Consider the following 23997-nt stretch of genomic DNA (forward strand, 5'->3'; position numbering starts at 1 on the left):
CTCATGGGTTGGATCGCGTACATCGTCCTCGGCCTCGTGGCCGGTCTCATCGCCCGTGCCGTCCTGCCGGGCAAGCAGACCGGTTCGGTGATCATCACCATCCTGCTGGGCATCCTGGGCGCTCTGCTCGGTGGGTGGCTCGGCTCGGTGTTCTTCGGGACCTCGCTGGGCGACCTGGGCGACTTCCGTACCTGGCTCCTCGCCATCCTGGGTTCGCTCATCACCCTCGGCGTGTACGGTGCGGTCACCCGGAACAACCGGGGCTGACCGTGCGGACGGCGCACCGTCGGTGACGTCGGGGACGGGAGCGTCGTGGGGAGCACTGGCACCGGGGGAGTCCGCGTCGAGGACGGCGGCCGTCGCTGGGTGATGTGGGGCCAGATCGACTTCGCGGTCACCCACGCCGTCAAGGCACGGCTCGCCGCCACGATCGACGGCCGACCCAAGACGGTCGACCTCTCGGCCGTGACGTTCATGGACTCGTCGGGGCTGCACCTGCTCCTCATGAAGGTGACCGAGGAGTCACGACCGCGGCTCCTCGGCGTCCCGCCGCAGGTGCTCGAGATCCTGGAGTTCAGCCACGCCCTCGACCTCGTCGAGATCGTCGGCCCCGACGAGGTGCCCCCGCCCGACGAACCGGCCGGTGCGCTGGCCGTCTGACCGACGCCCGCGGCGCGCGACGTGCTATCCCAGCGCGTCGCGCGCCGCGCGTGCGACCGCCGTCGCGAGCCGGTCGAGCGAGGCGGAGTGCAGCCGCCACTGCTGCCAGTGCTGCGGCACCTCCACCGCCCGCTCGTCGTCGAAGCCGACGAGGCGCCCGGCCCGCTCGGCCCGGGCGCTCTGCAGGTCGGGCAGCATCGCCCACGCCATGCCGAGCTCGACGGCCCGGCGGAACTCGTGCGACGCCGGGACGTAGTGGCGTGGCGGGTCGAGCGCGGTGCCCGCCTCCTGCGCCCGCAGCCGCAGGTAGCGCTCCTGGAGGTCGTCCTTGCGGTCGAACGCGAGGACGGGCGCCCGGGACAGCGCGGCCGTCGTCGGGCCGTCGGGGAACCAGCGCTCGACGAACGCCGGGCTCGCGCACGGCCGGTACCGCATCCGGCCCAGGAGGGTCGACCGGCAGCCCGGCACCGCGTCCGCGACCGACGTGACCGCGGCGACCGCCGTCCCGTCGCGCAGGAGACCGATCGAGTGCTCCTCGTCCTCGCGGAGCACCTCCAGCCGCGCCCACCGCGCCGCCTCGGCGAGCGCGGGCAGCGCCCACGTCGTCAGGGCGTCCCCGGAGACGACGAGCGTGATCTCGGGCAGCGCGCCCGGGTCGCCCGCGTCCTGCCCGTCCCGCCCGATGCCCAGCTCGGCGAGCACGTCCGCCTGCTGGAGCTCGAGGTGGCGTGCGTGCCGCACGAGCACCCGCCCGGGCGGGGTCAGCTCCGCGGGCTTGCCCCGCCGCACCAGGACCTGCCCGACGGCGGACTCCAGCGCACGCATGCGCTGGCTCACCGCCGACGGCGTGACGCCGAGCCGGCGCGCCGCGGCGTCGAACGTGCCGGTCGCGGCGATCGCCTCGAGCGCACGGAGCTGGTCGGGCTGGAGGTCAACCATGAGCACATCTTAGGGTTCTGCAGAATCTGTCGCTGTACTTCATCGAGCCGCGTCCCTACCGTCGAGGGGTGCTGTCCTTCCTCGCGCCCCTCGCCGCCGGCTTCGCCGCCGGGCTGTCCCTCATCGTCGCGATCGGCGCGCAGAACGCGTTCGTGCTGCGCCAGGGGCTCCGGCGCGAGCACGTGCTGCCGGTCGTCCTCGTCTGCGCGGTCTCGGACCTCTTGCTCATCGCGGCCGGGACGGCCGGCCTCGGTGCGCTCGTGACGGGTGCGCCCGTGCTCCTCACCGTCGTGCGCTGGGGTGGCGCCGCGTTCCTCCTGACGCTCGCGGCGCTCGCCGCCCGGCGGGCGCTGCGCCCCGGAGGGCTCGACCCGGCGTCGGGCGCGGGGGCGACGTCGGCGCGGTCGGCCGTGGGCACGTCGCTCGCCCTCACGTGGCTCAACCCGCACGTGTACCTCGACACGGTCCTGCTGCTCGGGTCGCTCGCCGCGGGCTACGCCGCCGCCCACGCGGGCGGGGCGGGGGCCGGAGGCGCCGACACCGCCCGGTGGCTGTTCGGCACCGGGGCGATGGTGGCGAGCGTCGTCTGGTTCACCGCGCTCGGCTTCGGCGCGCGGCTGCTCGCGCCGGTCTTCGCCCGGCCCGGGGCGTGGCGCGTGCTCGACGGCGTGATCGCCCTCGTCATGGCGACGATCGGGGTGTCCCTGCTGCTGGGTGGCTGAGAGGCTGGGAGCAGGTCACCGCGCGGGTCACGCGGGGGTACGGGGCGGTGGGGCCGCGGCGTCAGGGCGTCGGGTCGAGCTGGTAGAACGTGCGGATGCGCTGCTGGGTCGCCGGGTCGATGCGGCGCCGAGGGCTCGTCGAGCCGCCGGCGTGCACCGCGATCCACGAGCGCAGCACCGTCGGCTGGACGTCGACGACGCGCGCGAACTCGTCCACGGTGGGCCACGCGGGCTGCGGCGTGCGGACGCGCGGGCCGCTCGCGGCGAGGTGGAGGTCGTCGCCCCAGGCCATGGCCTCGGCGGTCGACGGGAAGCCGCCGATGCGGCCCGGCGTCGGGAACGGCTTCTCGAGGCACCACTCCGTGCCGCGCGCGACGATGCGGTAGACGCCCTCGGGCGCGCGCGCCTCGTACACGTCCGGTCCGGTGTTCCCCCAGTTCAGCCCCATGGGCCATATCTTCAGCGGAAAGCGCTGTCAGCGGAAGGGACCTTCGTCAACTTCACCCGCTCCTGCTACTGGACGCTTGTCCAGTTCGCATCTAGCGTGAGGGGCAGCCGGTGCCGCATCTCTGCCCCCTGCTGGTGCGGCACCGGCAACCACCCCCTCACCCCCGCGGCAGGCGCTCGACGTCCCGCCGGTAGAGCGCGGCGTGCTCCCGCAGGTCGTCGTGGCCCGTCGTCCGGGCACGCTCCTCCGTCCAGTCCGCGAGGTCGAGCAGGCGCTCGCGCATCGTGCGGAGCACGACGGCGGCCCCCGGCGCCGCGTCCGGCCCGTAGGCCTCCAGCAGGTGCGCGAGCCGTTCCTCGGGCCGGGCGTCCGCGGGAGCGGGCATGTCCTCGCACCACCCGCACATCCGGTAGGCCAGGTAGGCGAGGTCCCACGCGCGCGGCCCGGGCGCCGCCATGTCGACGTCGATGAACCCGACCACCCGCTCGCCGTCGTGCACCATGTTGTACGGCGCGACGTCGTTGAGGCACACGACCTCCGCGGGCTCGCGCACCGGCGAGCGCCACACGGCACCCGGGGGAGCGAAGCCGACCGAGGCGTCGTGCACCGTGCGCAGCATCCTCGCCGCCTGCTCGCGCCCCGCGGCCGTCCACACCCAGTCCGGGACCGGCCAGCCGCCCGTCTCGCCGGGGATCCAGCCGAGCACCTCGCGGCCCTGCTCGTCGAGCCCCAGCGGGGCGGGCACGAACGAGACGCCCTGGGCACGCACCCACGCCAGCAGCGCCTGGACCGTCGGGGTCCACGGGCCCGCCGAGCGCCGCACGGTGTCCCCGCGCCGCACGACGTCGTTCACGGTGCCGCCGGTGAGCTCCTGCTCCGTGGTGTCGTCCATGGCCCCGATCCTGCGCGGTGCGCGGAGCGTGGAACAGCGATTAACGGCCCGTCTCAGCACGCCCCACGCGCCGTCCCGAGGCCCGGAGCCCTCTACGATGCGGAGGTGAACGCGGACGCGAGCTGGTTTGACGAGGCGACGTCGGGCAGCGACGTCGGTCGCCTCGCTCGCGAGGTCGTGTGGGCGGACACCCCGCTGGGAGAGCCCGCGACCTGGCCGGTCGCCCTCCGCCACGCGGTGCGGCTGTGCTTCTCCACCCGCTTCCCCGCGATGATCGTGTGGGGTCCGGAGCTGACGCTCCTCTACAACGACGGGTACCGGGACCTCCTCGGCACCGACAAGCACCCGAGCGCGCTCGGCGCGCCGGTCCGTGCGGTGTGGCCGGAGATCTGGGACGACATCGAGCCACTGTTCGACGTGGTGCTCACCGAGGGCCGGTCCACCTGGAGCGAGGACATGCCCCTCGTCATGAACCGCTCCGGCTTCGACGAGGAGACCTACTTCACCTTCTCCTACAGCCCCCTCGTCGACGACGACGGACGGATCGCCGGCGTCCTCGACATCGTGACGGAGACGACGCGCGAGGTCGTGAACCAGCGCCGTCTGCTCACGCTCGGGGAGCTGCACGCCGTCCTGCCGACGACGGCCGGCAGCCTGGCCGCGTTCGCCCGCCCGGTCGTCGAGGTGCTCGCCCGCAGCGCCGACGTCGCGCGCGTCGCGTTCTACGCCATCGACGGCCCGCGCCCGCGCGTGCTCCTCGAGGCGGGCGCCGCGGCCGACGGTACGGAGGCCGAGGCCGTCGGGCGCACGCTCACCACCGGGCAGCGCGAGGTCGCGGCGGGCCGCGTCGTGAAGCCCCTGCGGGACGCGAGCCCGCGGGGCGCCGCGGGCGTGCTGGTCCTCCAGGCTGCGCCCGGGCGTCCGTGGGACGACGACTACGCGCGCTACCTGACGGGTCTCGCCACGACCATCGGTGCGGCGCTGCGCGACGCCGCGCGGATGCGGACGACCCTGGACGAGCTGCGCCGTCGGGCCGAGCGGTCGGAGGAGGAGACGGCGCGCGCCCGCGAGCTCGCGCTCGTGCTCCAGCAGGCCGTGCTCACCGAGCCGCCGCAGCCCGAGGACCTCGAGGTCGCGGTGCACTACCAGCCCGCGACCCACGACCGCGACATCGGCGGCGACTGGTACGACGCGTTCGTGGCGTCCGACGGCGTGACGACCCTCGTCATCGGGGACGTCGTCGGGCACGACCTCGGCGCCGCGGCGACGATGGGCCAGCTCCGCGGCCTGGTGCGCGCCATCGGCTACGACAGCGGCGCGACGCCGGCCCGCCTGCTCGAGCGCGTGGACGCCGCGATCGACGGCCTCGCCCTGGGGATCAACGCTGTCGCGACCGCGGTCGTCGCCCGCATCGAGCAGAGCGACGACGAGCGCTCGCGCGGCGTACGGACCGTCCGCTGGTCCAGCGCGGGCCACCTGCCCCCGGTCGTCGTCCGCGCGGACGGCACGGTCGAGGTGCTCACCGTGCGCAACGACCTCCCGCTCGGGCTGCGCCCGGGTGCGGGCCGGCACGACCACACGGTCGAGCTCGGCACCGACGACACCCTCGTCCTGTACACGGACGGCCTCGTGGAGCGCCGCGGGCACAGCATCCGCGACGACGTCGCCGCGCTCGCCGACGCGCTGCGGGGCCTGGCGGGCGCGAGCCTGGACGACGTGGTGCGGACGGCGCTCTCCCAGGTCCTCCCCGGCGACGGGGAGGACGACGTCGCGCTCGTCGCGCTCCGCACCGGTCCGCAGGCGGCGGTCGTGCGGCGCGACGTCCCTGGCACCCCGGTGGCCGTCTCGGCGTGAGTCCCGGCGAGCGCGGGCGTCAGGGCACGACGTCCACGAGCGCGGACGGCGGCGCAGCGCACCCCATCGTCGGGTCGACCTCGCACACGGTGGGGGCGTGCCGGAGACTCACCGAGACCTCGGTCTCGCCGGTCGGCGCGTCGTCAGGGACCGGGAACGTGCCCACCGCGTCGCCCTCGTCGTCGGGCTCGAGCACCCCGAGGGAGACGCTGTACCGGCCGGTGGCGGGATCGTCCGCGGGTCCCGCGACCGTGATCAGCACCTCGTAGCGCGCGCGGGCGGGCAGCTCGCGCTCGCACCCCGTGCTGCCGCTGCTTCCCGCCACCTCGACGTGCAGGTCGTCGCCCGGAGCGACGCGCTGCGGCGTCACCAGCGGGTCGTCGGGCTGGCAGTACGCCGTCGGCTCGCCGGTCCCGAGAGCGCAGCCGGACGCCACGGCCACGACGACGGCCAGCCCGCAGAGCACCCTGCGGGCGACCTGTCCACGACCCGGGGAGGACGCCGTCACGGTCGCGGGTCGACCCGGCGCCACGGCTTCTCGTCGCGCCGGGCGCCCGTCCCGGCGGCGCAGCGGCGGCAGACGGACGTGACGGCGTCGGCGTCCCGCCCGGTCGCGGGCTGGACGTCGGCCCACGTCACGTGGGGGAACCGCACGAGACCCTGGCGGCTGAGCTGCAGGCGGCACACCGTCGCGTTGGTGCCGCGCTCCCACGCGTGGACCTCGCCGGCGGGCATGCGGACGCCGTCCGGGTCGACCCACGTCCCCGTCGCAGCCACCGCGGCCCCTGAGACACGTCTCGGCATCGTCGTCACCTCCGGCTCCCATCCTCGGCCGGGCTGCGCGCGGTCGCAGCCCTGGCTGGCGGTGCGGTCAGGTGAGGTGGTCGAAGTCGCCGCGGACCCAGGCGGCGTGCCGCTGCGCGGAGCGGAGCACGACCGCCCGCGCGTCGGCGGGGATCACGCCCTCGAAGTTGTTGTAGAGCCGCTCGAACGGGCGCCGCGCCACGCGCTCGGCGACGCGCAGCACGACGGCCGCCGAGAGCGGGATGCGGTTCGGGTAGGACCGCATGAAGCTCACGGACGTGCGGTCGGGGTTGGCGAAGATCGTGTCGCCCGAGAGCAGCACGCCCCGCCCGTCGGCGCCCGCGGCCCAGTGCACGACGGCGCTCCCGGGGAAGTGGCCGCCCGGCTGCGACAGCACGACGCCGGGCAGCACCTCGCGCTCGCCGGTCCAGGTCTCGATGACCGGGTCGGGCCGCGCGACCCAGTGCGCGTCCGCCTCGGCGACGAGCACGGGGACGTCGCCGAGCGCACGGCTCCACTCGACCTGGACGCCGAACATGTGGGGGTGGCTCGCGGCGATCGCGACGACCGGGCCGAGCGCGCGCACCTGCTCGACGGCGGCGTCGTCCACGTAGCCCGGCGGGTCCCACAGCAGGGTGCCTGCCGGGGTGCGCACGATCTTGGCCTGCTGCCCGATGCCGACGGTCGGCTCGCTCGTCAGGCCGAACAGGTCGGGCTCGAGCTCCTCCAGCACGAGGCGCTCGCCCGCCGCGGCGAGCTCGGCGAGCGTGGTCCACGCCTGGCCCGTGGCGGGCACCCACTGGCGCTCGTCGGCGCAGATCGCGCACACCGCGGGGCGCTCGGCGTGCTCGACGGCGCACGTGCGGCAGATCCACCAGCCCGCGTCCGGGGTCGGGGCGGGCGAGGGCGCGGGCGTCGTCGTCATGGCACAGGTCTACCGTGCCCCGCCGACACGCGTCTCCTGACAGACTGTCGCCTCCATGATCTCCACGCTCCTCGTCGCGCACCCCTGGATGTCGCCGCTCGCGCTCGCGGCCCTCGTCGTCGTCGGCCCGTTCCTGGGTTCGTGGCTCGTCGGTCGCCGCCGCCTCACCGGCGCGCTGCTCACCCTGTCCCTCGTGCCGCTGCTCCTGCTGACGCTCGTCCCGGTCGACCGCGAGCTGTACGCCGTCTGCACGGTGGGGTGGGCCCTGCCGACGCCGGCCCGGGTCGAGCTGTTCGCGAACGTCGTGCTGTTCGTGCCGCCGGTCATGCTCGCGGCGCTGCTGCTCCGCCGCCCGCTCGTCGCGCTGCTGGGCGGGGTCGTCGCGTCGGCGCTCGTCGAGGCGTTCCAGGCGCTCGTCCCGGCGCTGGGACGGTCGTGCGACACGAACGACTGGCTCTCCAACTCGATCGGCGCGCTCGTCGGCGCGGGGGTCGCCGTCGTCGCGCTGCGCCTCGCCGCCTGGCGGGCGCGCACGACGGACGACGACCGCGTGGCCGCGAGCCGCGCCTCCTGACGGCGCGGCCGGGCGTCCGGTCGTCGGCTCCGCGGGCCGCGCAACCCGACTGCGGACACGGTGTGGGAACGCTTCCACGGAGCGTGCTCCCCGGGTTAGCGTGGTGGTCCGGGCGCGTCGCCCGTCACCGCCGACACGACCCCGCCCAGGAGAACGACATGCCGACCACCACGCTCGACGACGTCGCGGCCGCCGCGCGCGTCTCGCGGTCGACGGCGTCGCGCGTCGTGCGCGGGGCGGGCCGCGTGTCGGACGAGGCGCGCCGCGCCGTCCTCGCGGCGGTCGACGAGCTGGGCTACGTGCCGCACCCGGGCGCGCGGGCGCTCGCGAGCGGGCGGGGCGAGCGCGTCGTGGTGGCGGTCGGGTCGCCGTCGGCGGACCTGCTCGCCGACCCCTACGTCGCGCGCGTCGTCGCGGCGGCGAGCCGCACCGCGGACACCCAGGGCGTCGGGGTGGCGCTGCGCTGGCTCGGCCGCGACCCCGGTGAGGAGCTGCGACGCCTCGCGCGCGACCCCGGCGTGGGCGGCGTGCTGCTCGTCGACTACACGGCCGACGTGCTCGCGAGCGTGCCGCGCGAGCTCGTCGCGCGCGTCGCGGCGATCGGCCCCGCGGACGGCCGCGTCCCCTCGTACGACGTCGACGCCGCCGCCGGGATCGCCGCGCTCGTCGAGCACGTGCTCGCGGACGGGCGGCGCGACGTCGTCATGCTCACCGGGCCGGGCTGGCTGCCCGGCTCGCGGCGTGCCGTCGAGGCGTACGAGGGCGTGGTCCGGGAGGCGGGGGTCCCGGCGCGCGTCGTCGCGGCCGACCTCTCGTGGCTCGCGGGCGCCGAGGCCGCGCGCGAGGCACGACGGCGCTGGCCGGGCGTCGACGCGCTCGTCGCGATGAGCGACACCCTCGCCGTGGGCGCGATGCGCGCGCTCGCGGAGGACGGCGTCCGCGTGCCCGACGACGTCGCGGTCACCGGGTTCGACGACCAGCCGTTCGCGGAGCAGGCCGGGCCCGGCCTGACGACCGCCACGCACCCGGTGGAGCGCATCGCGGCCGCCGCGACCGCGGCCCTGCTCGGGCGGCGGCACGACGACGAGCGGACGTTCCCGTCCGTCGTCGTGCGGCGCACGAGCGCCTGACCCGGCCGTCGGGACTGCGCTGGCCGGAAGGGTGGCGCCTCAGGCGGGAAGGTCGTGCGCGAGCAGGTCCTCGCGCAGGTGCCGGGCGTACCCGCCGGGCGTGCGCCCGACGAGGCGCGCCGACGTCAGCACCTCCCCGGCCGCGTCGGCGACGACGCGCGCCCTCGCGGCCCGGGCGCGCTCCACGAGCCCCACGTCCTCGTGCTCCGCGACGGGCGCGAACCCGCCCGCGGCGTCGTGCGCCGTGAGGCGGATCCCCAGGTTCGCGCCGTGCACGTGCCCGTTGGCCGTGCCCGGCCGGTGCGTGGCGAGCCACGCGCGCGCCCGGTCCGGCGAGAGGGCGGCCAGCTCGGGGCGGACGGTGCCGACCACGACGTCCGCGCCGGCGTCCGCGAGGTCGAGCTGACGCGTCAGCCAGTGGTCGGGCACCGCGGAGTCCGCGTCGGTGCACGCGAGCCACGTGCGTGCCGCGGCGCCGTCCCGGCGTACCTGCAGGTCGGCGACGCCGGCGCGCACCCCCGCCCGACGAGCGCGCCCGACGTTGCCGTACGCGACCTCCACCACGCGCACGCCCGCGGCCCGGGCGACGCGCGCGCTCCCGTCCGTGCAGCCGTCGAGCACGACGACGACCGCGACCCGCACGCCCGGCCGGTCCCGCGCGACGACGGCCGTCGTCCGCCCGAGCGCCGCCAGGCAGCGGGGCAGCAGCTCTTCCTCGTCGCGGGCGGGGACGACCACGACGACGCGCTCGACGGCGCCCGCCGACCCGCTCCCCGGGGCGCTCACAGCAGCCCCGTCGCGCGCGCGACCGAGACCGCCGGACGGCGGACGAGCGCGTCGAGGACGAAGTCCTCCTCCACGTGGTGCGCGAGCCGGTCGAGCTCCGGGCGGGCGGCGAGACGCGCGTGCACCTCGTCGCCGCCCAGCGGGTACTCGACGACGTCGTGGCGCCAGTGGCACGCGACGAGCACGCCGTCGGCGGCGAGCGACGCCGTCGCGCGGTCCAGGGCGCGGTCGAGGTCGTCGCGACCGTAGTAGTAGAGGACCTCCGAGAGCACGACGAGGTCGAAGGTGCCGTCGGGCCACTCGCCCGGGGTGTCGAGACGCAGCAGCTCGACCTCCGGCCCGAGGCGGCGCCGCGCCTCCGCCAGCGGAGCCTCGGCGACGTCCACACCGACCACGCGGTCGCAGCGCGCGGCGAGCTCGGCCGTGAGCACGCCCGTCGAGCACCCGACCTCGAGCGCGGCGCGGAACCGCGGCCGCGGGAGGCTCGCGAGGAGGACGGCCCGCTTGCGCTGCTCGTACCAGCGCGTCTCGAACCCCCAGGGGTCGCGCCGGCCCGCGTAGAAGCGCTCGAAGAACCCCGCGCCGAGGCTCGCGCCCGGGTCCGCGGGCTCCTTCGCGACCCGGCGGCCCGACGCGTCGACGAGCACCTCGACGCCGCGGTCCGCGTGCCGGAGCATCTCCGGGCCGAGCGTCGCCTCGTCGCCGGGCGCCGCGGACAGCGGCTCGACCTGCGTCACGTGGGCGGCGAGGGCGCGCCGCTTGGCGTCCCGGGCCGCGGCGCCGAGGGGGAGGGCGCGCAGGGTCGGCCACGGCACCGCGTCGTCGCCCGGGTCCGCCCAGTGCCACAGCCACACCGGGTACTCCAGGAGCCGCACGCCGAGGCGGTCGGCGACCTCCGCCGCCACCTCGCCCGCGATCCGGTGGTCGCGGTGCCCGTCGCCGCGCCACGGCGCGCACAGCACCACCGACGACGGCGGCACGCCCTCGCCGGCCGGCCCGGCGAGCACGGCGTCCAGCACGTCGCCGAGCACCCGGGCGAGGTCCTCGCGGTGCTCGCGCAGACCGCCGTCGGGCAGGCCGGGCAGCACGAGCCGGGCCGCGGGGGCCAGGACGCCCACCGCCTCGGCCACCTCCGCGCGGCGGACGGCGCGGAGCCGCTCGGGCGAGATCGTCGCCGAGCCCGCGTGCGACGCCTCGCCGTCCGACGCGACCACCACGGTGACCGCGGAGCCGCGACCGGCCAGCTCGTGCACGAGCCCCGCCGCGCCGAACGACTCGTCGTCGGGGTGCGCGGCGAGCACCACGAGGTGCACGACCTCGCCCACGTCGAGGCGCGGGACGTCCAGGATCCCGGCGCGCACCCACGCGTCCTCCGACGTGCCGGGCTCGCGGTGGTCGAACGTCACCACGCCGTCGTCCCGTGCGCGAGGAGGGCGCGGCCGAGCGACGCGTCGTCGCGCTCCGCGTGGTGCTGGCGCACGTACAGGCCGAGGTCCGCGACGCGGCGCGCGAAGCGCTCGTCCGTGGTCAGGGGGCCCGGGCCGAGCGCGTGGGCGCAGCGGCGCTGCACCTCCTCGACGACCTCCGCGACGACCCCGCGGACGCGCCGCGCCAGCAGGGAGGCGTCAGGGCCCTCGATGCCCGCGTCTACGGCGCTCGCGGCCTCCGCGAGGACCGCCCGCCCGGCGGCGAGCGCGCGGTCCGTCGCACCGAGGTGCGCGAGCGCGAGCTGGTCCGGCTCGCGCGCGGCGAGCGCGTCGCGCTGCGTCCGCGCCAGCCCGACGGCGCCGCCCCACCAGCACGCCGCGACGCCGATGCCGCCCCACGCGAACCCCGGCCGCTCCAGGTACCAGCCGGGCGCCCCGACCGGCACGGCCGGGACGTCGTCGAACCGGACCGCGGCGCTCACGACCTGGGCGAGCCCGCGCGCGACCCACGGGCCGTCGGCGGGGACGACGCCCGGCGACCGCAGCCCGACCGCGAACAGCCGCCGACCGGCGTCGGCCCACGCGGTGACGAGCGCGTGCGAGAGGTCGGCGGCGAGGGAGCACCACGGCTTCGTGCCCGACAGCACCCACGCGCCGTCGCGCTCGTGCGCCTCCAGCCGGACCCCGGGACCCTCCGCCGCGTACACGCCCCAGGTGCTGTCCGGACCCGCCCCGACGGCGTCGAGCGCCACGGGGACCGGGACCTGCCCGAGGATCGCGAGGGCGTCGAGGTGCGGCTCGACGACGCGCGCGGCGCCCACGTCCGTCGCGGCGAGCGAGGCGAGCGCGCCCCAGAGCTCGGCGGTCCGCCCGTCGCCGGGAAAAGGTGCCCGGGCGCCGACCTTCCGCGCGTGGTCGAGGAGGGCCGCGATGTCGGTCCCGGCAGCGTCGATCGCGGCGAGCTCGTCCGTCCCGACGAGCGCGGGCCGGTCGGCGAGCGGGGTCGACGGCGGGCCCAGGTACAGCGGGACGAGGCCGGGGGCGGTGGGTCGAGCGAGGTCGGGCATGTCGCGGCTCCGGGGGATCGAGTTCGGGCCTCGTCTCGACCCGCCACGACCGTAACCGCGGGGGCGCCGCCGGGCGCGTCGAGCCCGGCGGCGCCGGCGCGGTCAGTCGCGGCGCGGCGTCGTGCCCGGGCCGGTGCCCTCGTCGTCCGTGCTCGCGCGCCCGGTCCCGGGGGAGTCGGTGTCGGTGTCGCTGTCGGTGTCCGTCGACCGGCCGTTCGACTCGCGGAGGGCGCGCGCCTGCTCGACGGCTTCCTCGCGCTTGGCGGCCTTCTTGTCGCTCGCGCGCGTGTCGCGCGGCGGGAGCTGGATGCGCTCCTCCGCGGGCATGCCGCTCTGCAGCTCGCGGCTGCGCTCGACCTCGGCGTCGAGCTCGGCGCCGAGCAGGAGCGCGAGGTTCGTCAGCCAGAGCCACAGGAGGAAGATGATGACGCCCGCGAGGGTGCCGTAGGTCGCGCCGTAGTTGCTCAGCCCGCTGCCGAGGTAGAGGCCGAACGCCGCCGAGGCGACGACCCACACGAGGATCGCCAGGATCGCGCCCGGGCTGACCCAGCGGAACTTGGGCTGCTTGATGTTCGGCGTGAGGTGGTAGAGCAGCGCGACGAGGATGACGACGAGCAGGAGCGCGACCGGCCACTTCGCGACCTGCCAGACGGCGATCGCGGTGTCCCCGAGGCCGACGAGCTCGCCCACCTGGCGCGCGATCGGCCCGGACAGGACGAGGCTCCCGACGACCAGGCCCGCGAGCAGCACGGTGATGACGGTGACGCCGAGCATCACGGGGCGCAGCTTCCAGATCGGGCGCCCCTCCTCGATCTCGTAGATGCGGTTCATCGACCGGGAGAACGCGCCCACGTAGCCGGACGCCGACCACAGGGCCAGCACGACACCGATGACGAGCGCGAACCCGGCCTTGTCCGTGTTGGCGGCGTTCTCGACGAGCGGCTTGATCATGTCGAGCGTGGTCTGCGGCACGACGCCCTCGACGCTCTGGAGCACCGACTCGACGGCCTTCTCGCCGTCGCCGACGAGCCCGAGGATCGACACGAGCGCCAGCAGCGCGGGCGCCGACGCCAGCACCGCGTAGTACGTCAGCGCGGCGGCCAGGTCGGTGCACTGGTCGTCCATGAACTCGCGCACCGCGCCCTTGACGGCGAAGCCCCACGACGGCTTGCGCAGGTCCGTGGGGGAGTCGGGCTTGTGGTCGGCGTCGGGGGCAGGCCGCGACTCCTCGTCCCGTGCGGTGCCGGACGCGTGGCGTCCGCTGCTGTCGGTCATGGCGGCCTCCTCGGTGGGCGTCGCCTCGGCGCACGACGCTCGCGTCGGTGGACGGCCTCACGGCGCGTCCCGGACGAGCACCACGCTCCGTGCGCCGGGCTCCACCCGCAAGCGGAGCGCCCCCGCGCCGGCGGCTACTCCAGCCCGAGGTCCTGCTGCGCGGCGTGCAGGGCGTCGGCGGACGCGCGGAGCTGACGCTCCTCGGCCGCGGACATCGTGAGGTCGAGGACCTGCTGGACGCCGCTGGACGCGACGACGCTCGGTACGGAGAACGCGACGCCGCCGATGCCGCGGTAGCCGTCGTGCACCGTGCCGACGGGCAGCACGGCGTGCTGGTCGCTGACGACCGCCTCGACGATCCGGGCCCCCGCGAGCCCGATCGCGTAGTTCGTCGCGCCCTTGCCCTCGATCACCCGGTACGCGGCCTGGCGCACCTGGTCGGTGATCTCGTCGAGCTCGCCGTGCGTGAAGTGGTGGCCGTCGGGCGAGACCCAGTCGAGGATCGGCACGGGCCCGATGCGCGCCTGCGACCACAGCGCGAACCCGGTGTCGCCGTGCTCGCCCACGATGTCCGCGTGCACGCTCGTCGCCGCGACCCGAGCCTTGTCGGCGATGAGGCGGCGCAGCCGAGAGGTGTCGAGCACCGTGCCGGACGAAAACACGCGCGACGTCGGCAGGCCGCTGATCTGCTGCGCCGCGACGGTGAGCACGTCGCACGGGTTGGTGACGATGCAGTAGACGGCGTCCGGCGCGTGCTCGAGGAGCTGCGGCAGCAGCGTCTTGAGGATGCGGACGTTCGTGCCCGCGAGGTCCAGGCGGCTCTGGCCCGGGTCCTGCTTCGCACCGGCGGTGATGACGACGACGTGCGACCCCTCCGCGACCGACGGGTCCGCACCACCGACGACCTGGCTCGCCCCCGTGAACTGCGTGCCGTGCGCGAGGTCGAGCACCTCGGCCTCGACCTTCGCGCGGTTGATGTCGTAGAGCGCCACCGTCCGTGCGGAGCCGCGGATCAGCGCGGCGTACGCCAGGCTGGTTCCCACGCTCCCGGCGCCCACCACCGTGACCTTCGAGCTCTCGACGCGTGTCATGGGCACCACGCTACGCAGACGGCGCCGCTGCGGCTCGTGCTCGCCGTCCGAGAGCGGTGACGGAGGGCCTGGGGCATCATCGGCAGTGCTCCTCGGGCCGCCCGGGGAGGCCGGGCCGCCCAGGCCGGGCGGGGTGCGAGGCGAGGACGGTCATGAGAGCTCTGCGGTCCCGGGTCGCGGCGGTCGCCGCGGCAGGTGTGGTGCTGGTGTCGGCAGGGGCCTGCTCGGCGGACGAGCCGAGCTTCTGCGACGCCGCCCGGTCCTACGAGGAGACCGTCAGGGCCAGCACGGAGTCGCTCACGCGCGAGGAGGCCGCGGACGCGTTCGCGGAGGACGCCGAGGCGATGCGCGAGGTCACCGCGCCCGACGCGCTCAGCGCGGACTGGGACCGCGTGACGACGACGGCCTCGGACGTGGCGGACGCCCTGGCCGACGGCGACGACGGGACCGAGCTCCTGCTCGACGACGACTACCAGGCCTCGTTCAGCGCGGTCACCGAGCACGTCAAGAACAGCTGTAGCTGAGACGGCTCGCGCGCGAAGGCCGGGAAGGGCGGTCGTGGCTCTGGGATGACGCCAACGAGCGCCGCAGAGTCCGGGGGCGACGAGCCTCGACCGGCCCAGGGGATAGCAGCAGAGGCGTCGTCGTGCCGTACCCCTGTCGCTCGGGGGAGCGGCGCGCGCACCGGTGAGGTCCTGCCCGAGAAGGCGCTCGACACCCCCACCACGCCGTAGGCCGACACCCGCGCGCCGATCCGTCCGAGACGACACCCGGCCTCTGCCAGACTCCTCAGGCATGGACGACGGACGAGCCTGGACGTGGGGCTTTCGCGCTGCGCGCCCGGCCGTCGAGCTGTTCGCGATCGCGACCGTCCTGCTCTGCGTCGCCTGGCTGGCTGATCGGCCGGCGGCAGGGCACGCGGACGACGCTCGGGCCCCACGGGTGGGCCGTCGACGGCCGGTCCGTGCTCGGAGGTGATCAGAGCGTCCAGCCCACCCGGGCTTCCATCGGGCCGCCGCACGCTTCCAACCCTCCGACGCGGACCCAGTCGACGGACTTCTCGGTCTCGGCGAGGACTGCTCCGGTCTCGTCGAGGGCGCGCAGCCCGACCGGGTTGGTCCGCGAGAAGACCGTGAAGGACCAGGTGTCACCCTCCCGTGAGGTCGCGATGGCCGGCTCCTGCGCGTCGGGACCTGTCGGCAGCGGTGGTTGCCACCCGGCGTCTCCGCCGTCGCGCACCTGAAGATGGTGCACCTCCTCGGTGTCGCCGGTCAGCACCACCTCGAGGAGATCGGCGTACGCGATCGCGGGGCAGACCTCGGCGCCGCCGGAGAGCCGCGAGACGAGGAGCGCCACGACGACCAGCGCCCCGACGACCACGAGGCTCGTCCCCGCCCAGACGGGCAGGCGCACGCGCCGAGGTCTCGTCGGCCGGTGCGCCCGGTCGACGTCCTGCTCCTCCATGAGTGCCCCCCTCGTCGCGGGACCGGTCCCGGTACCGTGCACGTCGCGGAGGACGACCCTGGCCGCGCGCGACACCGAGGACCATCATGGCCGATCCGCCGCCCGGTCAGGCGGTGCGCACCCGTCCCCGCAGGTCCGCGTCTCCTCGCGGAGCCGGGTGTGGTGGCGTGGACCCCACCCGGTTCGCCCGCCGCGGGTGATGCCGCGCCTCGCTCGTCGTCCGTACGGTCGAGCCGATGCCCTCCGCCGCGCCGTCCTGCTGCGCGCCGGTCGGCGACGACGTCGCACCCGCCCACCGCACCTCGGCAGGTCCGCACCCGAGGCGGGCCACGGCGTCGGTCCGCACGGCCCAGGACAGACGGGAGAGAGTGGATGAGCACCGAGCCCCGCCGGACGGTCGTCGGACCGCCCCTGCCCACGGAGCGGTCGTTGCCGTTCCCGCCCCGCCGCTCCGGCAGCGTCGCGGGCCGGACGATCCAGGAGTCGACGTACTCCCCGCGCCCGCCGGAACGCCACCTGCCCCCGGGCACGCCGAACGTCGTCGTGATCCTCATCGACGACGCGGGGCCCGCGCTCCCGACGACGCTCGGGGGCGCCGTCCGCACCCCGACTCTCGACCGGGTGCGCGCGAACGGCATCGGGTACAACCGCTTCCACACGACCGCGATGTGCTCCCCGACGCGCGCGTCCCTGCTCACCGGGCGCAACCACCACCGCGTGGGCAACGGCCAGATCGCGGAGCTCGCGAACGACTGGGACGGCTACTCGGGGCACATCCCGAAGAGCAGCGCGACGATCGCGGAGGTGCTGCGCCAGTACGGGTACGCGACCGGCGCGTGGGGCAAGTGGCACAACACCCCGGCGGAGGAGACGACGGCGGCCGGCCCGTTCGACCGCTGGCCCACGGGGTACGGGTTCGAGTACTTCTACGGCTTCCTCGCGGGCGAGGCGTCGCAGTACGAGCCGCACCTCGTGCGCAACACGACCCCGACCTTGCCGCCGAGGACCCCGGAGGAGGGGTACCACCTCAGCGAGGACATCGCCGACGACGCCATGCGGTGGCTGCGCGACCACAAGGCGAACGCGCCGGACAAGCCGTTCTTCGTCTACTGGGCCACCGGCGCGCTGCACGGGCCGCACCACGTCATGAAGGAGTGGGCGGACAAGTACGCCGGCGCGTTCGACGACGGGTGGGACACCTACCGGGAGCGGGCCCTCGCGGGCGCGAAGGCGGCGGGCTGGGTGCCCGACGACGCGGAGCTCACCCCGCGCCCGGAGAGCCTCGCGGGGTGGGACGACATCCCCGACGACCAGAAGGCGTTCCAGGCGCGGCTCATGGAGGTCGCCGCGGGGTTCGGCGAGCACGCGGACGTGCAGGCCGGGCGCCTGCTCGACGAGGTGGAGCGGCTCGGCTACGCGGACGACACGATCGTCGTCTACATCTGGGGCGACAACGGCTCGTCGGGGGAGGGGCAGAACGGGACGATCAGCGAGCTGCTCGCCCAGAACGGCATCCCCTCGACGGTCGAGCAGCACATCGCAGCCCTGGAGGAGCTCGGGGGCCTCGACGCGCTCGGCACCCCCGCGACGGACAACCAGTACCACGCCGCGTGGGCGTGGGCCGGGTCGTCGCCGTACCAGGGCATGAAGCTGCTCGCGTCCCACCTCGGCGGCACGCGGAACCCGATGTTCGTGAGCTGGCCCGGGCACATCGAGCCCGACCCCGTGCCGCGCACCCAGTTCCACCACGTCGTGGACCTGGTGCCGACGATCTACGAGATCCTCGGCATCTCCCACCCGGAGACGGTGAACGGCGTCCCGCAGGACCCGATCGACGGGACGAGCCTCGCGTACTCGATCGACGACGCCGGGGCCGAGGGCCGCCGTCGGACGCAGTACTTCGAGATCATGGGCAGCCGGTCGATCTACTCCGACGGCTGGATGGCGTCGGCGACCGGCCCACGCCTGCCGTGGGTCCAGGGGATGCCGGCCGGGATCCAGACGTGGACCCCGGACCAGGACCGGTGGGAGCTCTACCACCTCGACGAGGACTGGAGCCAGGCGCACGACCTCGCCGCCGAGCACCCCGAGAAGCTCGCCGAGCTCAAGGAGCTCTTCGCGATCGAGGCGGCACGCAACGACGCGCTCCCGGTGGGCGGCGGGCTGTGGGTGCCGGTCATGCACCCCGAGGACCGGATCAGTCCCCCGTACACCGCGTGGGACCTCTCGGGGGACACCGTGCGCATCCCGGAGTTCTGCGCGCCGGCGCTGGGCAACCGCCCGAACCGGGTCGAGATCCGGCTCTCCGTCCCCGACGCCGCGAACGGCGTGCTCTACAAGCTCGGGGGCGCGGGCGGCGGGCTGACCTGCTTCCTGCTCGACGGCGTCCTCACCTACGAGTACAACCTCTTCCTCGTCCAGCGGACCGTGGTGCGGTCGGGCACGCCGCTCGCCGCCGGCGACCACACGGTCGAGATCGTCACGACGTACGCCGAGCCGCGGCCGGCCGGGCCGCTCGACGTCGTGCTGCGGCTCGACGGCGAGGAGGTCGGTTCCGGCACGGTGCCCGTCAGCGCGCCGCTGCTGTTCTCCGCGAACGACTGCCTCGACGTGGGACGCGCGTACGGGGGCGCGGTGTCGCGCGCGTACGCGGACCGGATGCCGTTCGCGCTCGACGGGCGCATCGACGGCGTGCACGTCGCGTACCTGTGACGCGACTTCACACTTCCCGGGTGAGGACGCGGACGGCGCCCGGGGGCGAGCCTGGGGGTCGATCCCGTGCGCCGCGCGGGACGGACGCGGGGAGGACGCCACGATGACGCAGGAACTCAGCGACGGGCCCGGTGACGGGCTCGACGACCTCCGGGAGAGCGGGCCCGTCGACTTCCTCGTCGTCGAGCTCCCGACGGACCGCGCGACGGGCGACGCCGCGTTCCCCTACCTCGTCGACCTCGTGGACCGCGGCATCATCCGCGTGCTCGACCTGGTGGTCGTGCGCCGCGAGGACGACGGCGGCGTGACGGCCGTCGGGCTCGAGGAGCTCGACGACGGGTCGACGGAGCTCGCGGTGTTCGAGGGCGCGCGGTCGGGGCTGCTCGACGACGACGACCTCGCGCAGGCGGTGGACGCCGTCGAGCCCGGCATGACGGCCGTCGTGCTGGTGTACGAGAACGTGTGGGCGGCGCCCTTCGCGACCGCGCTGCGCCGCAACGGTGCCCAGCTCGTCGCGAGCGGGCGCATCCCGGTCCAGGCGCTCATCGCGTCGCTGGACGCCACCGAGCCGGTCGGCTGACCGGCGCCAGGAAGGAGACCACCGTGCCAGGACTGCTCCGCGGCGTCGCCCGCACCGCCGTCGTCGCCGGGACGGCGACCGCCGTCTCGAACCGTGTCTCGCGCCGCCAGGCGGGCCGCTGGGCCGCCCAGGAGTCGGCGCAGGAGCCGCAGTACGCGGACCCGCCGCAGCAGCCGCAGTACGCGGCCCCGCCGCCGCAGTACGCCGCGCCGGCACCCGCCCCGGCGGCCACGGACGCGCGCATCGAGCAGCTCACGCAGCTCGCCGCGCTCCGTGACCAGGGCGTGCTCACCCCGGCCGAGTTCGAGGCCCAGAAGGCCCGCATCCTCGCCTGACACGGCCGGTCCGCCGTCGCGCGGGCCGGCCCGGCCCGGCGGAAGGACGAGCATGACCCGCACCCGCACCGCCGACCCGGGGCGTCGCCTGCGGCGCGAGGCGTGGGGGTTCGCGGCGGGGTCGCTGTGCTTCCTCGTCGGCGCGCTCCCGCCGTACGCGGGCGCGGTGGGCGCCGTGGCGACCGGGGTGACGTTCGTCGTCGGCTCGGTCTTCTTCACGGCCGCGGCGTTCGTCCAGCTCGGCCTGAGCGGGCGCCGCCCGCCCCGCACGGGCACGCCGCCCGCCGACCGCTGGGACTGGTGGTCCGCGGCCGTGCAGCTCGTCGGGACGCTGTGCTTCAACGTGAGCACGACGGCGGCCCTCGTCGCGGCCGTGAAGGCCCCGACCGAGCTGTGGGTGGGGTGGAGGCCCGACGCCTACGGCTCGGTCGCGTTCCTCGTGTCGTCGGCGCTCGCGGTCCTCGCGACGCGCGACCGGGGCCATCTGTGGGACACCGACGCGCGCACGTGGCACGGCACGTGGCTGAACATGATCGGCTCCGTCGCCTTCGCGGCGTCCGCCGTCGGGGCGTACGTCGACCCGTCCACGGGCACGTACCTGAGCGCGTGGTGGGACGACGCCGGGACGCTCCTCGGCGCCGTCTGCTTCCTCGCCGCCGCGCTGCTCTCGCGCCGGTCGGCCGGTGCCCCGGCCCGCACCGACGCCGTCCCGGCCGGGTGACGCCCCCGCGTCACCCGGCCGGACGCTCCCGGTGTCAGGAGCAGTCGGTCGCCGCGTAGTCGGCGTCCACGGCCGCGGTGGCCGTCCCGGCGCTCGCGCTGCCGGCGTCGACCGCGGCCGCGCGGACGGCGAACGACTGGTACGCCGCCCGGCCCGGCTGGACGTCCGCCACCGTGCGCTCGCCGTACGGCGTGCGCAGCGTGACGTCGGCGGGCTCGTCGCCGGTGTTGCGCGCCGTGACCGCGACGTACGCGCCGCCGGCGAGGCAGCGGCTCGTCGCCTGGACCGCGAGCACGGCCGGGGCGGCGGCGAGCTCGACCGTCGGACCGTCGAGCTCGACGACCGTCACGCTCGACCCGGAGGTCGAGGTCCACGTCGTGGCGGGCGTGAACGACCCGCGGTCGAGGTCGGCCTGCGTGACGACGTGGTGCGCGAACGTGCACGTGTACGACCCCTCGGCCGGGAGGTTCCGGTACCGGCAGTTCTGCGCGGCGTTCGCGGGGTCGAGCCCGGCGAGGTTGCCCGTGGGCACCACCTGGGTCGCGGCCGTCGAGAGGTTGCGCACGTCGAACGTGAAGCTCAGGCGGTCGCCCACGGCGTACGACGGCTGCGGGTTCGCGTGCGTCCCGCGCACGCCGATGTTCCCGGGCGCGCCGAAGTACACGCCGGGACCCTCGTGCTCCACGGTGGTGACGGTCGTGCCGGACGTCGACGTCCACGTGGTGCGCGGGGCGAAGAAGCCCGCGTCGAGGTCGGCCTGCGTGATCGTGTGCCGGGCGGACGTGCACGTGTACGCCGCGCGCGCCCCGAGGTTGCGGTAGCGGCAGTTGGGCGCGCCCTGCGCGGGGTCGAACCGCTCGAGGTTCCCCGTCGGCGAGACGGTCGTCACGGCGTCGGACAGGTTGGTCACCGTGAAGGAGTAGGTGACGACGTCGCCGACCTTCCAGCCGCCGGCCGGGGTCGCGCTCGTGACGCTCGCCGCGGTGACCTCGACCTCGCCCGGGGTGCTGCTCGGGGCCGCGAGGAGCCAGTCGTGGTCGAGCTTGGCGAACCGGATGCCGCCCCCGCCACCGCCGGGCTCGTAGAGCAGGCCGACGGTCCCGTCCGCGAGCGTGGCGAGCGTCGAGTACGCCATGCCGCCCGGCTGGAAGACGCGCGCGACGGGCCACGTCTCGCCGTCGTCGTAGCTGACGCGGACGGTGCCGTTGACGCGCCCGGTCTGCGACGCGGCGTTCGAGAAGAGGAGCACCTTCGCCTCGGCCGACCCCTGCGGCGCGTTCGGGTAGGCGCGCACGATCGACGCGTTGTTGGTCGGGTCGGGCAGCTCGGTGTCGAGCGTGACCGGCCCGTACGTCACGCCGCCGTCGGTCGAGTACGCGACCTTGCGGTACTTCGACCCGGCGGAGTCGCGCGAGTTGAGCATGACGCGCCCGTCTGAGAGCTCGACGGTCTTGTTCTCGTCCATGCCCGTGCCGACGGGCTGCCCGACCTGCCAGGTCGCGCCGTGGTCGTCGGAGTAGGCGGACACGGCCTGGAACTGGCCGGAGCCGTTGATGATCGTGTACTGCTGCACGAGCCGGCCCGCGTGGGGGCCGTAGCGGAGCTGGATGCCCTGGCCCGACGCGGCGAAGCGCGAGCGCCACCCGAGGTCCGCGGTGACGTCGGCGGTGATGGTGCGGTGGGTCCACGTGCGGCCGTCGTCCGTGGAGGCGGAGACGTTGGCGTGGATGACGTCGCGCGCGGTCGGGTCGACGCCCGGCCGGGACCCGCCGAAGCCCTGGTCGTACGACTTCACGTGGAAGTTGAAGATCGTCCCCGTCTCCCGGTCGACGACGTAGCTCGGGTCGGAGTAGCCCTCGATCGGCGCGGTGGTCTTCCCGGCGGCGACGACCTCCTGCGGCCCCCACGTGACGCCGTCGTCGGTGGAGCGGCGCTGGAGGATCGAGTTCGGCCCGGGGGAGTCGGCCGCGGTGGGGCGGCCGTCGTACGAGGCGAGGACGTCGCCGTTGGGCGCCACGGTGAGCGCCGGGATGCGGTAGTTGGGGAAGCCGCCCTGTCCGTTCGTCGCGAGCTGCTGCTCGGTGTACGAGCCCGGTCCGCCGGTGGCGGGCGCGAGGTCGAAGTCGGGGGCGAGGGTCGTGTGGTGGGCCGACGCCGTCGTGACGGGGGCGACGACGCCGCCCACCGCGAGCGTGAGCGCCGCGGCGACGGTCACCGCGCGGTGCGCGGGTCTGCGGAGGTGTCCGATCATGCCGTTCCTTCCGGTCGGTGCTCGGCGCGGGCGGACGGTCGCGGGGGAACGCGGCGACGCTGCCGAGAACGCTTGAACAGATGATGTCAGATGTCTGACGTCAGGAAGGTAGCCCGGCGGGTCGGCAGGGTCAAGGGCGGCGCGCGGACAGCACGACGCCCGCCGACCGCGGGGTGCGCGGCCGACGGGCGTCGGTGGGGGTCGGAGCTCTCCGGCGGCTCAGCCGCGGCGGGTCCGGCGGGACGCGAGCACGACGGCGGTGCCCGCGGCGGCGAGCACCGCGGCGATCCCGGCGTACAGCGCCGCGCTGACGCCGGTCTCCGCGAGGCCCGGGTTCGCCGCGGAGGCGCTGACCGTGCTCGAGACGGGGACGACGCCGGCCGGGTCGCCCAGCCCGGGCGGGTTCGTCGCGCAGTCGGGGGACGCCGGCGGGTAGACGGTCGTCACGACGACGTGGGGGTTGACCTCGAAGCGGACGTCGACGGAGGGGCGCACCCAGTCGTACTCGTCGCCCTCGACCCACCGGCCGTCCTCGAGGCGCCAGCCGGGCCAGTCGACCCCGCGGCCGGAGTCGTCGACGACCGCGCCGGGCCACAGGAGGCGGCCCGAGAGCGGGAGCCCGCTCTGCACGACGCTCTCGCCGTCGGGGTTGATCCACGTGACCGTCGCGGTGTCGTGGTCGGTGCCCTCCACCTCGATCGCGTAGTCGAGGTACGCGGCGTCGCTCTCGCACACGGGCGCGAGGGTCGTCAGTCGCATCGAGGGCTCGGTCGGCACGTAGGTGTCGCCCTCCGCCGCGTGGGCCGGCCCCGCGAGGAGCGCGGCGGTGGCAGCGAGGGCGGCGGCGGCGGTGGCCCGCCCGGCGGCGCGGCGCCCGGTCGAGGTGCTCATGGTGGTTCCCGTCGGGTCGTGGTCGGTCGGGTCTCGGCGGTCGTCGTCCACGGGCGCCGCCGTACCCCCGCGGACCAGCGGGACCGGAGCAGCAGGGGCACGGGCGTGTCGGACACGATGAGGCGGCACCGCCGTCGTCGCCGATGCCCGCACCTGCAGGGGGCTGTGGTGCGGGCATCGGCTGGGCCTCAACCTAGACACCCAACTGGACAGGCGTCCAGTTCTCGAGCGGGTGAAGTCCGGGCGTCGTCGAGCCGCCCGTGCGGCGGGCTAGAGGCCCTGCCAGTCGGGCTTGGACGCGTACGTCTGGCGGTAGTAGTCACCCAGCTGCAGGCGCGAGGCCGCCGCGTCGTCGACCAGGACCGTGGCGTGCGGGTGCATCTGCATGATCGTCGCGGGCCACATCGCGCTCACCGGGCCCTCCACCAGCTGGTGCACCGCCTCCGCCT

25 protein-coding genes and 1 pseudogene are annotated in these 23997 nt (G+C 75.5%); 11 read left to right on the plus strand and 15 right to left on the minus strand.

From position 1 onward, the window contains the following. Positions 1–3: 3 nt before the first annotated feature. Positions 4–267 carry a GlsB/YeaQ/YmgE family stress response membrane protein gene (locus MT994_RS03025; protein ID WP_009863124.1) on the plus strand — a complete coding sequence of 88 codons (264 nt, stop codon included), beginning with the start codon at positions 4–6 and terminating at the stop codon, positions 265–267. Positions 268–312: 45 nt separating this feature from the next. Next, positions 313–660: an STAS domain-containing protein gene (locus MT994_RS03030; RefSeq protein WP_143317101.1), complete on the plus strand. Its 348-nt coding sequence runs from the start codon at positions 313–315 to the stop codon at positions 658–660. Between the two features lie 24 nt (positions 661–684). Here MT994_RS03030 and MT994_RS03035 read toward each other — a convergent pair whose 3' ends face one another. Then, a complete protein-coding gene (locus tag MT994_RS03035) occupies positions 685–1599 on the minus strand; it encodes a LysR family transcriptional regulator ArgP (protein ID WP_354805059.1) in 915 nt (304 codons plus the stop codon). Between the two features lie 71 nt (positions 1600–1670). On the opposite strand from MT994_RS03035, the gene MT994_RS03040 reads away from it, so the two are divergent. After that, positions 1671–2321 carry a LysE family transporter gene (locus tag MT994_RS03040; protein WP_354805098.1) on the plus strand — a complete coding sequence of 217 codons (651 nt, stop codon included), beginning with the start codon at positions 1671–1673 and terminating at the stop codon, positions 2319–2321. Positions 2322–2382: 61 nt separating this feature from the next. Here the strand turns inward: MT994_RS03040 and MT994_RS03045 are convergent, their stop codons facing one another. Beyond that, a complete protein-coding gene (locus tag MT994_RS03045) occupies positions 2383–2769 on the minus strand; it encodes a hypothetical protein (RefSeq protein WP_144723503.1) in 387 nt (128 codons plus the stop codon). Between the two features lie 157 nt (positions 2770–2926). Next, positions 2927–3661 (minus strand): aminoglycoside phosphotransferase family protein, encoded by a 735-nt coding sequence (locus MT994_RS03050; protein ID WP_354805061.1) that lies wholly within the window; start codon positions 3659–3661, stop codon positions 2927–2929. A gap of 105 nt (positions 3662–3766) precedes the next feature. On the opposite strand from MT994_RS03050, the gene MT994_RS03055 reads away from it, so the two are divergent. Further along, positions 3767–5515: a SpoIIE family protein phosphatase gene (locus MT994_RS03055; protein ID WP_354805062.1), complete on the plus strand. Its 1749-nt coding sequence runs from the start codon at positions 3767–3769 to the stop codon at positions 5513–5515. Between the two features lie 19 nt (positions 5516–5534). On the opposite strand, the gene MT994_RS03060 is transcribed toward MT994_RS03055, so the two are convergent. From MT994_RS03060 to MT994_RS03070, 3 genes are all read right to left on the minus strand, one after another. Next, positions 5535–6023, minus strand: a complete 489-nt coding sequence (locus MT994_RS03060; protein WP_354805064.1) for a hypothetical protein — start codon at positions 6021–6023, stop codon at positions 5535–5537. Then, positions 6020–6292, minus strand: a complete 273-nt coding sequence (locus tag MT994_RS03065) for a hypothetical protein (protein WP_144681188.1) — start codon at positions 6290–6292, stop codon at positions 6020–6022. Before MT994_RS03065 ends, MT994_RS03060 begins: the two co-directional genes overlap by 4 nt. 94 nt (positions 6293–6386) lie before the next feature. After that, entirely contained in the window at positions 6387–7244 is an 858-nt protein-coding gene (locus MT994_RS03070; protein ID WP_354805066.1) for an MBL fold metallo-hydrolase, read from the minus strand. A 55-nt stretch (positions 7245–7299) separates the two neighbouring features. On the opposite strand from MT994_RS03070, the gene MT994_RS03075 reads away from it, so the two are divergent. After that, positions 7300–7818: a VanZ family protein gene (locus MT994_RS03075; RefSeq protein WP_354805068.1), complete on the plus strand. Its 519-nt coding sequence runs from the start codon at positions 7300–7302 to the stop codon at positions 7816–7818. Positions 7819–7976: 158 nt separating this feature from the next. After that, entirely contained in the window at positions 7977–8948 is a 972-nt protein-coding gene (locus tag MT994_RS03080) for a LacI family DNA-binding transcriptional regulator (RefSeq protein ID WP_354805069.1), read from the plus strand. Between the two features lie 39 nt (positions 8949–8987). Here the strand turns inward: MT994_RS03080 and MT994_RS03085 are convergent, their stop codons facing one another. The 5 genes from MT994_RS03085 to MT994_RS03105 all read right to left on the minus strand — a co-directional run bounded on the left by MT994_RS03085 (position 8988) and on the right by MT994_RS03105 (position 14594). Further along, on the minus strand, positions 8988–9734 hold the full coding sequence (locus MT994_RS03085) for a glycosyltransferase (protein ID WP_354805070.1): 747 nt from the start codon (positions 9732–9734) through the stop codon (positions 8988–8990). Beyond that, the gene (locus MT994_RS03090; protein WP_354805071.1) at positions 9731–11140 is read right to left on the minus strand and encodes a bifunctional PIG-L family deacetylase/class I SAM-dependent methyltransferase; all 1410 of its coding nucleotides are present in this window, start codon (positions 11138–11140) and stop codon (positions 9731–9733) included. Before MT994_RS03090 ends, MT994_RS03085 begins: the two co-directional genes overlap by 4 nt. Continuing rightward, positions 11137–12228 (minus strand): acyl-CoA dehydrogenase, encoded by a 1092-nt coding sequence (locus MT994_RS03095; RefSeq protein ID WP_354805072.1) that lies wholly within the window; start codon positions 12226–12228, stop codon positions 11137–11139. The genes MT994_RS03090 and MT994_RS03095 overlap by 4 nt, the downstream gene beginning before the upstream one ends. A 102-nt stretch (positions 12229–12330) precedes the next feature. Further along, positions 12331–13503 carry a YihY/virulence factor BrkB family protein gene (locus MT994_RS03100; RefSeq protein WP_354805073.1) on the minus strand — a complete coding sequence of 391 codons (1173 nt, stop codon included), beginning with the start codon at positions 13501–13503 and terminating at the stop codon, positions 12331–12333. Positions 13504–13637: 134 nt separating this feature from the next. After that, the gene (locus MT994_RS03105; RefSeq protein ID WP_354805074.1) at positions 13638–14594 is read right to left on the minus strand and encodes an L-lactate dehydrogenase; all 957 of its coding nucleotides are present in this window, start codon (positions 14592–14594) and stop codon (positions 13638–13640) included. 152 nt (positions 14595–14746) lie between these two features. Here MT994_RS03105 and MT994_RS03110 point away from each other — a divergent pair, with 152 nt between their 5' ends. Beyond that, the gene (locus MT994_RS03110; RefSeq protein WP_354805075.1) at positions 14747–15118 is read left to right on the plus strand and encodes a hypothetical protein; all 372 of its coding nucleotides are present in this window, start codon (positions 14747–14749) and stop codon (positions 15116–15118) included. Between the two features lie 454 nt (positions 15119–15572). On the opposite strand, the gene MT994_RS03115 is transcribed toward MT994_RS03110, so the two are convergent. Further along, positions 15573–16058, minus strand: coding sequence for a hypothetical protein (locus MT994_RS03115; protein ID WP_354805077.1), 486 nt, complete (start codon positions 16056–16058; stop codon positions 15573–15575). A gap of 372 nt (positions 16059–16430) precedes the next feature. Between MT994_RS03115 and MT994_RS03120 the strand changes: the two genes are divergently transcribed. The 4 genes from MT994_RS03120 (at position 16431) to MT994_RS03135 (ending at position 20406) form a co-directional block, all read left to right on the plus strand. Next, positions 16431–18770 carry an arylsulfatase gene (locus MT994_RS03120; protein ID WP_354805078.1) on the plus strand — a complete coding sequence of 780 codons (2340 nt, stop codon included), beginning with the start codon at positions 16431–16433 and terminating at the stop codon, positions 18768–18770. Positions 18771–18873: 103 nt separating this feature from the next. Further along, a complete protein-coding gene (locus MT994_RS03125; protein ID WP_021480863.1) occupies positions 18874–19350 on the plus strand; it encodes a DUF6325 family protein in 477 nt (158 codons plus the stop codon). A 23-nt stretch (positions 19351–19373) separates the two neighbouring features. Next, positions 19374–19685, plus strand: coding sequence for an SHOCT domain-containing protein (locus MT994_RS03130; RefSeq protein WP_194521643.1), 312 nt, complete (start codon positions 19374–19376; stop codon positions 19683–19685). A gap of 52 nt (positions 19686–19737) precedes the next feature. Next, positions 19738–20406 (plus strand): YrhK family protein, encoded by a 669-nt coding sequence (locus tag MT994_RS03135; RefSeq protein WP_194521644.1) that lies wholly within the window; start codon positions 19738–19740, stop codon positions 20404–20406. A 34-nt stretch (positions 20407–20440) separates the two neighbouring features. Here MT994_RS03135 and MT994_RS03140 read toward each other — a convergent pair whose 3' ends face one another. The 3 genes and pseudogenes from MT994_RS03140 to MT994_RS03150 all read right to left on the minus strand — a co-directional run. Beyond that, complete coding sequence (locus tag MT994_RS03140) at positions 20441–22657, minus strand: sialidase family protein (RefSeq protein ID WP_354805079.1); 2217 nt, start codon at positions 22655–22657, stop codon at positions 20441–20443. A 219-nt stretch (positions 22658–22876) separates the two neighbouring features. After that, positions 22877–23548, minus strand: a complete 672-nt coding sequence (locus MT994_RS03145; RefSeq protein WP_354805081.1) for a peptidase — start codon at positions 23546–23548, stop codon at positions 22877–22879. Positions 23549–23818: 270 nt separating this feature from the next. Continuing rightward, positions 23819–23997 (minus strand): annotated as a pseudogene (locus MT994_RS03150) (glucosamine-6-phosphate deaminase); the annotation flags it as partial.

The organism is Cellulosimicrobium sp. MI9406, assembly GCF_040595865.1.
GTDB lineage: Bacteria > Actinomycetota > Actinomycetes > Actinomycetales > Cellulomonadaceae > Cellulosimicrobium > Cellulosimicrobium funkei.

Bases quoted from the DNA above. Each gene is read 5' to 3' on its own strand.
- MT994_RS03025 (WP_009863124.1), top strand. From the start codon at position 4: ATGGGTTGGATCGCGTACATCGTCCTCGGCCTCGTGGCCGGTCTCATC.
- MT994_RS03145 (WP_354805081.1), bottom strand. From the start codon at position 23,548: ATGAGCACCTCGACCGGGCGCCGCGCCGCCGGGCGGGCCACCGCCGCC.
- MT994_RS03115 (WP_354805077.1), bottom strand. From the start codon at position 16,058: ATGGAGGAGCAGGACGTCGACCGGGCGCACCGGCCGACGAGACCTCGG.
- MT994_RS03050 (WP_354805061.1), bottom strand. From the start codon at position 3,661: ATGGACGACACCACGGAGCAGGAGCTCACCGGCGGCACCGTGAACGAC.
- MT994_RS03095 (WP_354805072.1), bottom strand. From the start codon at position 12,228: ATGCCCGACCTCGCTCGACCCACCGCCCCCGGCCTCGTCCCGCTGTAC.
- MT994_RS03075 (WP_354805068.1), top strand. From the start codon at position 7,300: ATGATCTCCACGCTCCTCGTCGCGCACCCCTGGATGTCGCCGCTCGCG.
- MT994_RS03100 (WP_354805073.1), bottom strand. From the start codon at position 13,503: ATGACCGACAGCAGCGGACGCCACGCGTCCGGCACCGCACGGGACGAG.
- MT994_RS03135 (WP_194521644.1), top strand. From the start codon at position 19,738: ATGACCCGCACCCGCACCGCCGACCCGGGGCGTCGCCTGCGGCGCGAG.
- MT994_RS03045 (WP_144723503.1), bottom strand. From the start codon at position 2,769: ATGGGGCTGAACTGGGGGAACACCGGACCGGACGTGTACGAGGCGCGC.
- MT994_RS03125 (WP_021480863.1), top strand. From the start codon at position 18,874: ATGACGCAGGAACTCAGCGACGGGCCCGGTGACGGGCTCGACGACCTC.
- MT994_RS03070 (WP_354805066.1), bottom strand. From the start codon at position 7,244: ATGACGACGACGCCCGCGCCCTCGCCCGCCCCGACCCCGGACGCGGGC.
- MT994_RS03080 (WP_354805069.1), top strand. From the start codon at position 7,977: ATGCCGACCACCACGCTCGACGACGTCGCGGCCGCCGCGCGCGTCTCG.
- MT994_RS03035 (WP_354805059.1), bottom strand. From the start codon at position 1,599: ATGGTTGACCTCCAGCCCGACCAGCTCCGTGCGCTCGAGGCGATCGCC.
- MT994_RS03105 (WP_354805074.1), bottom strand. From the start codon at position 14,594: ATGACACGCGTCGAGAGCTCGAAGGTCACGGTGGTGGGCGCCGGGAGC.
- MT994_RS03140 (WP_354805079.1), bottom strand. From the start codon at position 22,657: ATGATCGGACACCTCCGCAGACCCGCGCACCGCGCGGTGACCGTCGCC.
- MT994_RS03110 (WP_354805075.1), top strand. From the start codon at position 14,747: ATGAGAGCTCTGCGGTCCCGGGTCGCGGCGGTCGCCGCGGCAGGTGTG.
- MT994_RS03120 (WP_354805078.1), top strand. From the start codon at position 16,431: ATGAGCACCGAGCCCCGCCGGACGGTCGTCGGACCGCCCCTGCCCACG.